General features: G+C 47.5%; 11 protein-coding genes. All 11 read right to left on the reverse strand.

Annotation, left to right across the window (positions count from 1 at the left end):
- Positions 1–331 precede the first annotated feature (331 nt).
- Positions 332–1,234, reverse strand: coding sequence for a Uma2 family endonuclease (locus tag AC2VDX_RS17115; protein WP_486928209.1), 903 nt, complete (start codon positions 1,232–1,234; stop codon positions 332–334).
- Positions 1,235–1,280: 46 nt separating this feature from the next.
- On the reverse strand, positions 1,281–2,456 hold the full coding sequence (gene hpsP, locus AC2VDX_RS17120; RefSeq protein ID WP_378183607.1) for a hormogonium polysaccharide biosynthesis glycosyltransferase HpsP: 1,176 nt from the start codon (positions 2,454–2,456) through the stop codon (positions 1,281–1,283).
- Between the two features lie 36 nt (positions 2,457–2,492).
- Complete coding sequence (gene hpsO, locus AC2VDX_RS17125; RefSeq protein ID WP_378183610.1) at positions 2,493–3,668, reverse strand: hormogonium polysaccharide biosynthesis glycosyltransferase HpsO; 1,176 nt, start codon at positions 3,666–3,668, stop codon at positions 2,493–2,495.
- Positions 3,669–3,779: 111 nt separating this feature from the next.
- Positions 3,780–4,751 carry a hormogonium polysaccharide biosynthesis glycosyltransferase HpsN gene (gene hpsN, locus AC2VDX_RS17130; protein WP_378183613.1) on the reverse strand — a complete coding sequence of 324 codons (972 nt, stop codon included), beginning with the start codon at positions 4,749–4,751 and terminating at the stop codon, positions 3,780–3,782.
- Between the two features lie 49 nt (positions 4,752–4,800).
- Entirely contained in the window at positions 4,801–6,480 is a 1,680-nt protein-coding gene (gene hpsL / locus AC2VDX_RS17135; protein WP_378183617.1) for a hormogonium polysaccharide biosynthesis protein HpsL, read from the reverse strand.
- Positions 6,481–6,580: 100 nt separating this feature from the next.
- The gene (gene glmM / locus AC2VDX_RS17140; protein ID WP_378183621.1) at positions 6,581–8,044 is read right to left on the reverse strand and encodes a phosphoglucosamine mutase; all 1,464 of its coding nucleotides are present in this window, start codon (positions 8,042–8,044) and stop codon (positions 6,581–6,583) included.
- Positions 8,045–8,117: 73 nt separating this feature from the next.
- Positions 8,118–10,091 (reverse strand): sensor histidine kinase, encoded by a 1,974-nt coding sequence (locus AC2VDX_RS17145; protein WP_378183624.1) that lies wholly within the window; start codon positions 10,089–10,091, stop codon positions 8,118–8,120.
- 152 nt (positions 10,092–10,243) lie between these two features.
- Positions 10,244–10,543, reverse strand: coding sequence for a DUF7734 family protein (locus tag AC2VDX_RS17150; RefSeq protein WP_378183627.1), 300 nt, complete (start codon positions 10,541–10,543; stop codon positions 10,244–10,246).
- Positions 10,544–10,641: 98 nt separating this feature from the next.
- Positions 10,642–11,241: a DUF3177 family protein gene (locus AC2VDX_RS17155; RefSeq protein WP_378183630.1), complete on the reverse strand. Its 600-nt coding sequence runs from the start codon at positions 11,239–11,241 to the stop codon at positions 10,642–10,644.
- 260 nt (positions 11,242–11,501) lie between these two features.
- Positions 11,502–11,654, reverse strand: coding sequence for a hypothetical protein (locus AC2VDX_RS17160; protein ID WP_486928210.1), 153 nt, complete (start codon positions 11,652–11,654; stop codon positions 11,502–11,504).
- A gap of 17 nt (positions 11,655–11,671) precedes the next feature.
- Positions 11,672–11,893 (reverse strand): Calvin cycle protein CP12, encoded by a 222-nt coding sequence (locus tag AC2VDX_RS17165; protein ID WP_378183633.1) that lies wholly within the window; start codon positions 11,891–11,893, stop codon positions 11,672–11,674.
- Positions 11,894–12,180 lie beyond the last annotated feature (287 nt).

Consider the following 12,180-nt stretch of genomic DNA (forward strand, 5'->3'; position numbering starts at 1 on the left):
CTGTTTATTAGTAGGTTGGGTTGAGTCACGAAACCCAACTTATTGATTAAAAAACATTTGTTTGGTTCCGCTACAATTATTCTTCACAGTAGGTTGGGTTGAACGCACTTGAAGCCCAACAAATACAGCAGTTCCCGCTATTGTGAGGTACGTTCTTAGTCGTGAAAGGTTACAGGAGGTAGCGGGGAGGGGATAAACTGTACTTCATAACAGCAGGAAGCGCTGTATATAGTGTTATGTTGGGTTTCGTACCTCAACCCAACCTACTTTTACGTGTAAGAATTTGTTGGTAAGCTTTGATAGTTGCTCTAGCGATCGCTTGAAACTGGATTCAATTCTCAGATAAACGGTTGACAAATTCCTCCCAGGAATTAACCGTCAGCGCTACCTCCACCAAATCTTCAAGTTGATTTAGGTCAAGTTCTTGCAAGTCTTGCTCTACATCCGGTGGAACCAACCCGAAACGAGTCGTCAGCAGACGCAATAGCTGCCGCAATGCACCTTGTTGTAAACCTTGCTGTTGAGCGGTTTCTAGTTGTTGTTGCGCTGCATCAGCCCTAGCTTGCGCCGCCTGGGCATTAGCTTGCGCCGCATCAGCCCTAGCTTGCGCCGCCTCCTCTGGTAGGGGGACAAGATTGCCTTCCCGATTGTAAAAGCGTAACCATACAGCCGGAACTCGTTCTATCGTCCCCTCCCAAGTTCCCAGCCACAAGCCTAAGCGCTGACACCACAGCCACCCTTGCTCATTTGGTGTCAGGGGCTGATACTGTTGATTAGCATCCAAATGCCATCCCTGTAAAGAATTGGCATCGAATGGGTCGAACACAAAGTAATCTGGCGTGCGGAAAATCTGCTCGTAAATATCCTTCTTTACACTTGTGTCAACCTGTGCTGTGGAAGGTGACATCAGTTCCACAATTACATCAGGATAGCGACCATTTTCCTCCCACACGACCCAACCTTGACGATCGATGCGACCATCCACATTCAACACCACAAAGAAATCAGGTCCCCGAAAGTCCCGATTTCGTGCTTGAGTGCTGCTGTAGTAAATAAACATATTCCCAGCAGCAAAGTAATCATCACAGTCAGCCAATGCAAGTAACATTGACCGAATCAGGACATTCATACCAATACGGTGACGATTACTTTCCAAAGGTTCACCATCATCGAAAATTAAATCAGTAGGTGGCATGGGAGGTTCCCAGTCCACAACTGTTGTATTTTGGGGCATTTCCAAGCTTGTCTCGCCAGAGATCATCCCAACCCCCTACTTGTTTTTACTTATTTATAATAATTTTCTCGTAAGCTTTGATAGTTGCTTGAGCGATCGCTTTCCAACTGTAATTTTTTAAAGCGTACTCTTGGGCATTGATTCCCCGTCGCTGTCGTTCCGAAGCATCAGCCAGCGAATCGCGCAATTGTTCAGTTAAACTATCCACATCACAGGCGCAAACCCAGCCAGCTTCCGCCTGTTGAATTTCCTCCCAGATATAAACTTGGTCAGAAATTACCACCGGGGTGCCGTTACACATCGCCTCTGCTACAGCAATCCCAAAGTTTTCGTAGTAAGAAGGGAGGACAAATAAATCGGCATCTTGTAGCAAAGCAGTTTTCGACTCACCAGTCACAAATCCGGTTATAGTAGTGCGATCGCCTAAACGTGACGCTTGCAATTGTTCTCGAATTTTGTTCTCATAAGCTGGATCTTGCGGATTTCCACCCGCCAGCACAAAGTGAAAATTAGCACCCTCTTCTAAAAGTTTTTCCAGTGCTGGGATCAGTAAATTTAGCCCCTTTTTCGGGTCAATTCGAGACATAAACAGCAGCAAAAGCCGATCCTCCGAAATGCCAAAATGCCTTCTAGCTTGCCCTTTGGGAAGCATCATTGGCTGCTTTACACCCAAAGGAATCACCACATCCGGTGTTGAAGTTCCAAAACGTTCGGAAATCTTAGCTTCTTGAAGGCTCGTGAAGTGAATTCCTGCCGCACCTGCTAAATTGGGACGTTCCAGCAGTGCCGCATAAATCTGCTTGATTCTCTTCTTCTTGCGTAAATCGGCAGGGTCAAGCGTCCCCAAAGGACGCATTAAATAGGGTAAATGCTTATATCTGGCTACAGTCGCCGCCGCAGTGCTTACAGGCGAAAATAAAGCATGGATATGAGCTAAGTCAAATTCAGCCGCGTGTGCAGCCAGCCAACGCAACAAATCCAGGGAAAACTTATAGCGCCGAAACGGGGAACAGGGGAAATAACGCACCTGGTAGCCATTTTGTTCCACCGGACGGTCGAGAGGCACATCTAAAGGCGGCTGACCGACATCTCCGTTGCTATTTGTAGTCAGTACCGTCACCTCCACACCCTCTGCCGCCAGTGCCTCTGATAGCCCCAGAACCATCTGACTAGGGCCACCATAAACTAAAGAAATCGAAGGGACAATTTGTAAAATTTTCATCTTGTTTGTCAGGTATCAGTTGTCAGTTGCTAAGGACTACTGACTCTTGACTAACTGTTTATAAAAATCTAATTGCTGCTTGGCTAATGCAGTATTGGTATATTGCGCGATCGCTCGTTCATAACCCAGCTTACCCAACTTCTGGGCTAAATCTGGTTGTTCCATCAATTGCCCCAGGCAATTTTGCAAAGCTGCTACATCCTTCTCTGGAAAGATTAACCCAGCGTCTCCAATTACGTGCGGAATTTCCCCGGAATCAGAACCAATTACAGGAACTTGGCAAGCCATCGCTTCAATCAGCACATGACCAAACTGTTCCTTCCAACCAGCGGCAGTCAAAGTTTTAAACTTATCAGTCGTTTCCGAAGGTAACACCAGAGTATTCATCAGGTTGATATAGCAGGGAACTGCGTCATGGGGAACGCTTTCCACCAAAATCAATCTATCTTTAATTCCCGCCTCAGCAGCCCGTTCCAGTAGTACCGACTGCAATGGGCCGCGACCGAGTAAAAGCAATTTCCAGGGGCGTGACTGCAAGCCTGTCAACGCTTGCAACAGCGTCAGCAGCCCTTTTTCCTCCACAAACCGCCCCACAAACCCGACCACAAATTCATCCGGTTGAATCCCCAGTTTTGCTGCCAATTCTGGCTGTGGTGTTGGTGAGAACAGTCTTTCATCTACACCCAACTGCGGCATCACCTTGCTAGGGCCGTGGTAGCCGTGCTGCTGTAATATATCCACACCATCTTGATTTCCGGCAATCAGTCCGTGAGTGTGTCGTAGGTTATAAGCTTCTAGTATAGAAACAGGAAATTTTAGTTCGTAGGGCAAGTTCCACCAGGTAAAAAACACATTTTTCGCCTTAAGCCCCAACAGTCGATTGAGCGTAATCAGCTGAGCATAACCTAAAGCTTTTGAACCCTGTTCCACTTGAATAATCTGGGGTCGAAACTGGCGCAACAATGAAATCAGATCAGCCCCAAAGGTGAGCATTCCCTGGTTGTTCTGGCTGAAATTAGAAACTGGCACGATTTGAAAAGAGCCTTCTTGACGCAGCTGAGTTTCAATCGTCTTATTCTGGACACCCCCAGGCTGCCACCGGCGCGGCACGACTACAGTTACTTCAATTCCGGATTCCAGTTGAGCTAACGCCCTTAGTTTCTCGCAGTTGAGGTCAACGATATAAGTGTGACTGGCAACCAAAATCCTCATCGCGCAACTCCTAGTAGCGAAAATATTTTTTTAACGCTCTCGTAGCGCTAAGGTAAGCGCAAAGGTTCGCAGAGAAAATTTTTCTTTGCGTTTACTTTGCGTTCTTTGCGTTTAAATTCCATCTTGACGAGTGTAAATTTGACCGTCTTCCCAACTTGATTGGATAACTGTGCCAAGTGCGTTGAAAAAGCCTAAAGTGTAGGAAGCAAAGCGAGTCAAAACTTTTAAGGGGGAGCCGCTTTTGTTGCATGGAGGATGCCCCAGTACGTGACAGTCAAATAGCTTGGCAAAGAATCGCAGACATTGAGTTGGGGTGAGGTTTTTGAAGCCCAATAGGAAGTGGTTGTGATAGAAGGTGAGTTGGTATTTGAGCGATCGCGTACTAATATCGTGACAGCCGCCAGTTTCTTCTCCCAGGTGAACTAAATCGGCATCGGGGTCATACCAAATTTGATACCCAGTCTGTCGTAACCTCAGACAAAAGTCCGATTCCTCCCGTACTGCACTGCCCCGAAACCGCTCATCAAACCCCAGTCCGTGCTTGGTAAATATTTCTCGCCGGAAAGACATATTGCAGCCTCTGGCAGTGAGAACGCGCTGCGGCTTTACGGTATGCACTAAGTCAATGTGGTACCAGGCAATTCCAGGGTCCATTGCTTCTTTTGGCAAATCCTCAATCGTCAACTTATTGCCGGAATCTTCCAATTTCATCCGGTCAAATACTCGCCCCGCCACCGCACCCACTTCCGGGCGATCTAAATAATTGCGGGCATGAGCCTCTAAATATCCAGGCTTTAGCTGGACATCATCATCGAGAAACAACACAATTTCCCCAACTGCCCGCCGTACCGCATAATTTCGGGCACCCGGTAAACTTGCCCAATCTACGCGAAACCAGCGAATTTTACCGCTGTTTGCCAATTGTTCAAGATACGCTTGAGTTTCTGGCTGGTGCGTGGCGGTTTGATCGACCACCAGCACTTCAAAGGCTGGGTAGTCTTGCTGCAAGACATCTTTGAGCGTGTCTCGCAAAGGTTCTTCACGTCCGTAAGTGGGGATAATTACCGAAATCAAAGGCTTCACGGTTTATTGCTCCGAAATGCAATTGAGTGCTGAGCGATCGCTGCCTTAATTATGTGGCAGGTACCGGGCTTGTTTTGCCGACAGTACGCCTTCCTGATGATTTGCGGCGTCCTTTCTTTTTAGTTTGAGCCTCATTTTCTTCCTCTGCTAATCGCTTCTCCTGTTCCTGCTCGTCTATTACTGGCAATCTAAAAATAACACCGGCAAAAAACCAGTAATAAATTGCCACATCTGTATCCAGTGGGTACCAGTAAGTGTTGTAACTCAGGACTAAAACTAAAACCCAAAAACTGGCACCAAAACTGCGTAAACTCTTATCTTTTACCGAGCGGTAAATCTTGAAAGTAATCGCTGTCAAGCAAGTCACAAAAACTAAGAACGCCAGCGTGCCTAACGGGCCAATTTCGTATAGAACCTTGGGATAGTAAGTTTCAACCAGCGCTGCATCACCAAAAATTCGGGTGGAATTGGTAGCAGTTCCCAAACCGCGTCCCAAAAATCCCCGCTGTTTCTTGACCGCCCAATTAAATTGATCAACGATAAATGCTTGGGGGGGTGAAGCATTCCAGCGGCTGACAAAACTATCGACCCGTTCCTGAATTAAAGCTGGATTGGCGGCAGCGGCGATTCCTATCACCAGACCTAGCCCGACTCCAACGGGGATAAACCGTTTGAGGTTCGCCACTTGACCTGTAAGCACGAGCAGCAGCACGAAGACGACAGGAACCAGCGACAGGGCAATTCTTTGACCGGAGATCACCGCATTAGCAAAGACGAGTGCCATACCTACCAAACCGCCAATCCGCCAGAAAAACGAGGGGTCGCAAAAGGCAGTTGCAAAGGTAAAAAAGGCGTTGGCAATCAGGAACCATGCCCAGTGCCAGGGGGATACAAACGTACCTGGTAAGCGAATCATCCCGACTTCTGGACTGTAAACCAAAGCGCCACCGACAAAACACTTGGCATCCAGGGTTGCCTTAAACAAAGCATCAGCGACCAGTCCTCTGGTTCCAGCACACCTACCGCTGGTCAGCATCCAGTACTGAATAAAGCCAAGGATACAGCAGATGATGGCGAGAACCAGATGCATTCGCGTCAGGAAGAGCAATTCCTTTTTTGTCCGAATCAGGTAGTAGGCACAAAAAGCCAAGGGAATGTACCCCAGAAAAACTTTGAGACCCAAAATCCCCTGCAAAAATGGTTGTCCCGACCTACCTCCCGAAAATTGTAGGAAGCCGTTAACAAACAGTAGCGTAAGCCCAGAAAAGACCAACAGAATGTACAAGCTCGGCTTGATATCTTTGGAAATTAGGATGGGCAGCTTTTTCCGTTGGCAGTCCTTTACCAGGGCAATCACTGCGGGAATATAGATTCCATCTTTAGCCAGCTGGAACACCACATTTCCGCCGCCAATCCAGTAGGTGACGGTGCCATTAATCGGTAGGTAGAGAAGGAACGCCCATAGCGCTGTGCGGGGATATTTGTAGGAAAACCCCAGAGCCGGAATTGCTAAAGAGGCGAAGGCTGCTTTTGGTCCAGCGGCGAGAAACAGGAAGATAGCAAGGACGGCGGCAATCCCCACGCTGGCAAAGGCAAATTGAGTGAATTCTTTTCGCGCCTGCTGCGCCTGGCGCTTTTGGGCTAACTGCTCCTTAAGACTTAGGGTTGGCGTCTCAGGCTGCTGTTTTGAATTTTTGGACTTTTTGGATTTTAGCTTTGATTTCGGCATGGGGGAGCTTGAGCAGCCAGTACCCATCGATTTTGGCACACCTGATTTGAGATGCGTGGATTGGCGATCGCATCCACCCATCTCAAATCTCAAATCAAAATCACGCCAGATGTTGCTCGACTGCGAGAACCAGCTGTTCTGTCCAGTAATTTGTTAGGTGGGCACTGGCGGCTTCCACCATAACTCGGATGACGGGTTCGGTGCCAGAGGCGCGAACTAAAATTCTTCCCTGGTCTCCCATTGCCGCTTCTGCTTGAGCGATCGCATTTGTCACGGCATCGCACTCTTGCCAGCGCCGTCTCTTTTCCCGGTCTTCCACCCGCACATTCCGCAGCAGCTGTGGATAAGTCTGAAAGCTTCCATCGATCAGTTCGGCGAGGGATTGCCCGGTGGTATGCACAAGCGCCGCTATATGTAAAGCGGTCAGCAAGCCATCTCCGGTGAGACTGTAATGGTGGCAGAGAATATGTCCCGATTGCTCGCCGCCCAGCTTTCCTCCAGTCCGCAGCATTTCCGCCTGTACGTATTGATCGCCGACGGCTGTCCGCACGAAAGAACCGCCTAGCTGTTTCCAGGCGCGTTCAAAGCCCAAATTCGCCATAACTGTCGCCACGATCAAATCCCCAGGCAACTGCCCCGCTTGCCGCAGGGTGTTGCCCCAAAAATAGAGGATATAGTCACCGTCAACGACGCGACCTTGGGCATCGACTGCCATCACTCGGTCGGCATCTCCATCAAAAGCAAAACCTAAATCTGCACCGTGCTGTTTGACGGCTGACTGGAGAGAACCGAGGTGAGTGGAACCGCAATTGACATTGATGCGAGATCCATCGGGACTAGAGTGCAAGCAGATTACTTCTGCCCCCATCTCTTGAAATACCGCTGGTGCTAGATGAACCGCCGCGCCCCAAGCGAGATCCAGCACGACTCGCAAGCCTTGTAGCCCGATCCCTGGTGCTAGCGATCGCTTAAGCAAGTCCACATAATTTGCCACTAACTCCGGTCGATGATAATGCTGTCCCCAGCTACCATCCAACGTGGCGAAATTCGCCCTTCCTCTTAAAGCCGCTTCAATCTCCTGCTGCAATGCGGGGGGAAGCTTCGTACCATCCGAGCCAAAAAACTTGATTCCGTTATCTTCTGGCGGATTGTGGCTGGCAGAGATCATCACCCCGCCCACGGCTTGGGAGGCGCTGGTGAGATGAGCCACGCAGGGAGTCGGGCATAGCCCTAGATTCCACACTTCCAGACCCGCTGACGTTAAACCAGCGGCAAGCGCCATTGCCAACATATCGCTGGAGTTTCTGGAATCCTGCCCTAAAATCACCGGCCCTGAGGTGGTTGCCGATGCCCGCAGCACTTGACCTGCCCAAAAACCCACTTGCAAGGCTAGGGAGGCACTCAGCAATTCTCCAGCTTTTCCGCGAATGCCATCGGTGCCAAACAGAGGAGTCGTTGGCAAAGAGAGGAAACTAGAAGCAGGATTAATACCGCTCCGGATGCCTGGTTGCTCTGCCTCAGTCGCAGGACTAAACAGCTGAGGACGGCTTGGGGATGAAACCATATTTATTCAAACACTCCACACACAACACACTTACAGTGGAGGATAGCACCTTCCGGAATAACCCAAACCTCTCTTAGGGTCTGCCGTTGGCTTGCTCTAGGTCGAGGCGGCTACTGAGTGCGATCGCGCTCGGATGTTTGCTCGGCAAGACCAGTGCAAACTCGGTTCCCCTTCCCATCTGCGAATTGACCTCGATTTTGCCTTGATGCTTTTCCATAATTTGGGCGCAAATTGCCAGTCCTAGCCCGGTGCCTTTTCCCGCAGGCTTAGTAGTGAAAAAAGGGTCGAACAGTTTGTTTTGAATATCCGGAGGAATACCGGGGCCGTTATCCCCAATCCGCACCCTTACAGACCCGGTATTTTCTGTCTCTATTTCCGTCTGAATCAAAATCTGCGGACTGGGTTGCTGGTTTTGATCTAGCAAGGCGTCAATCGCATTGCTCAAGATATTCATAAATACCTGGTTGAGTTGCGCTGGATAACACTCAACTAAAGGCAAATCTCCATATTGTTTGATAACTTCAATTCCGCGTTTAAGTCGATGGTTGAGAATCAATAAAGTGCTGTCAATTCCTTCATGAATATCAACAGGTTTCATTTCCGCTTCGTCTAGGCGAGAGAAATTCCGCAAAGACAGCACGATTTGACGGATGCGGTCAGTTCCCATCTTCATTGAAGATAGTATTTTCGGCAAATCATTAGCGACAAATTCCAGGTCAAATGCTTTAATTTGAGCTTGGATTTCCGGGGCGCTGTTGGGATAATGTTGCTGGTAAAGATCGATAAGATTAAATAAATCCTGTGTATACTCGCTGACGTGACTCAGGTTGCCGTAGATAAAGTTAACTGGATTATTAATTTCATGAGCCACTCCTGCTACCATTTGACCCAAACTAGACATTTTTTCCGTTTGAATCAAACGAGCTTGAGTTTGCTGGAGATCGTGCAAAGTATGGCTGAGTTCGGCAGCTTGAGACACTAACTCAGCATTCAGTTCTTGCAAATGAGCGCGAGCTGCTTCTAGCTGCTCATTTTTGCCCTCAAGTTCTTCAGTCCGTTCTGCTACCCGTCTTTCCAAAGTCTGGCGAGCTAACTCCAATTCTTGAGTATAGTTTGCAACTCGTTGAATGAGGTTGTTGAAGGAAATCGCTAATACTCCAACTTCATCTTGAGTGAGGACAGGAGCTTGCAGGTCAAAATTAGCTTCCTCAGTAGCTTGAGTCGCTACTTTAGTAACCGCTTCAATAGGATAAGCGATCGCGCGACTGGTATAAATGGCGATAACGGTAGCGATCGCGCTCGACAGTAGTATGGCAGCGATCATCACCTGGGTTCCTAGATTTTCTGCCTCTTCTAGACTCTCATACGCTTCTTCTTCTGCCTTGCGAACCGTTTGAATTAAAATTTCTACGTCTTCTGAAAAGTTGTCAAACTCGGTAGCCACTTTGTTATTCGTAAAAGCGATCAGTACCTGTTGTGCGGCTGAAACCTCCTGTGGTTTTAAATTAGACCCGTTAATTCTTTTAATCAGAGCTTCTACTTGCTGAAAATAGCTTTCTACCTGATTCTGGTTATTTTGAAGAAATTGCTTCAAATCCTGGCGATTAGTGCTATCTGCTAAAGCTCTGATTTCAGATAGCCGATTCTCAACCTCCGCTTTATGCTTAACAAAGTGAGCATAGTGTTTCCTAAATACCTCTGGTTGCGATATTAAAGAAATAAATTGTTGCTGGTGATTTCGTGCCTCTAGTACGTTAAACCTCAATTCATTGAAAAGAAGTGTTTCGTCGTGTGCCCTCTCTAGCTTCTCCTTAGCTTGGGCTTCATAGTAATAATCTCCTACTGTACGTCCTATGGTGGTTCCTACAATCGCCACAGCAAGAGTTAGGGCATATCCAAAGCCAATTTTCTTGCGGATACTGACACGATGGAGCCGTCGGTTTACCCAGTTGGAGGAAAGTTCTGGGGGACTGAATTGGCTTTGTGACTCAGACTTAGCAGCGATGACCCGATCGTGTGGGGTAAAGCCAGGATCTGGAGATGGCATGGTCGAAATTTTAGTGGGATACTCAATAATAGTTTCCCTAGAAATCCTTAATCTAACAATATACAAATATTAGATTTTGTCTGCTCTAAGCCGCTAATGTTTATTTCTTGCCCACTTCCTTAGCTTTCGCAAAGCTCAACTAACTGGTTGACCTAAACTCCCACCTCTAACAACAAGGGTTGGATTGTTTCCCAAGTCAATCCTTGTTCTATATAATCGGGAGCTTCCGGATTGTAAGGGGAAAGTACTCTATCAATAGAGATAATCGTTGCCCCGTCTGGCAGCACCGGCACATCCGGATCGAACGCTGTTGGGCGCATCAAAGAACTAGAATATCCTTTAAAAATGGCAATTTTGTCTTCTTCACCGGCAATTTCAACCGTGACAATCAGGACTTCATGAGGGCGCTTGGCGGTGTATTGCTCTAGACGCTGCCCAACAGCATTACTCATATCGTGTAGAGTCTAAGGTGTTAGAGAGAAACAATTAAAAAGGCAAAATTAAAAATTAAAAATTGAAGGCTTTTTTAATTTTTAATTTTTAATTATTTTTACTGTTCCATAGCCGAGCGTCCCTCTTTGCCCAGCCGGATCAGGACAAAATAACTCAAGTAAAGTACGTAAATCACTAATCCCACCATCGCTAAAAAGCCTAAAAATTGGGGTGTATAACTGGGATGAAAATACTGTTTGTACATTCTAGGTGCTTCTAACCAAACGTTACAAAATGGTTTCTGAATCGCTCCTGGGGAAAATGCACAAGACAGGAAAGGAAGGAAAGCTAAAGCGCCCAATGTTAGATAAACACTGACAGCCCAACGCCACGCTGTTAGCGCTAGCTTGAGAGGACGCAGCGATTGATCGTCAATTTCATCGTTGATATCCACCCAAAACCAGAGGGATATGGGAATCAACAGGCGGGCAAAGAAAGAAGACACATAGGAAATAGGCCATCCAGCAATCATCAGGTAAATTGTAATCGCCAGCAGACTAGAAACCCGCCAGTAGATGATTAACAAGCGCACCATTGCATCGGCTTTCTGGATAAAAGCCCAGATCAGCAGAATCAGCGGAATGATAACAGTAAATAGTAGCGCTAGTCGGTAGTCCATCCAAACTAACGGTCGAAACCAGAGGTTGTCATTGTCCATTGGCTGTGTATGGCAGAAAGGGGAATTTTTACCCACTCATTTTAACTGTCTAGGTGCGACTGCTACTCAACTAATCTCGTTGCTCTAATTGTCTGCAACAGTTCCCTACACGCGAGGGGAGGGGTTTTCAAGGGAAGGTTTTTTCTCTGTTTTCCCCTTATTTTTACTTTCCCGATCAAAAACTGCTTCTTTTTCACTTGTGGGGGAAGGGGAGCTTTGATTCGTTTCCCGATTGCTTTTGGGTTACGCGAGAAGCAGCTTCAGAGCGATCGCCACAAATATTGGTATAGATAGCTACACAAAGCGAAAAAACAAGCAACTCGAACGACTTCAATCAGGTTCTTGTTGCTTGTAAGTGCCGGAAATTTATCCGGTGAATTTGTGCGGCGAACTCCAGCTCCGACTGGTGGCATTTAGCACCGAGTTAAGTTTATTCTTCGTAGACCCGGCACTCATCTGCCCCTGGATTAGCGTCACAATACCGCTCCAGAGAATTCTTCGGCTTGGTTTCCCGCTGATGGGATGCTTCTGCTTGCAATTCTTCAACGGCATCCCAGGCAGCAGCACACTCACCGGAGCCTGCGCCCTTGATATCGCAGACAGACCGGGCTTGGTCGCGCTCTTGTTCAATTTGGTCTTGGATGTTGCTCATAATTCTCGTCCCCGTTTCTTGTTTTAATTCAGGAAACCTGGTGAATTTCGACCGTTATCGGCAATCTCAAATCAGGTGTTCTGCTTGCTGACTCTAAGTTTCAGTCATTCTTTGTTTGTCATATCAGCAACAGACAGCACCTGAACAGGATCGATCTTTATCTTTTAAGATTTGGTCGTTTCTGACTCACCGAGGTGCCAGTATACACTTAACCGGCTAATCTATGGTTATCTTCACCATATTAACTAATGTTAAGGTGCTACTGCCACTCGCCAACTCCTCCCCTA

It is taken from the genome of Coleofasciculus sp. H7-1 (genome assembly GCF_057473865.1).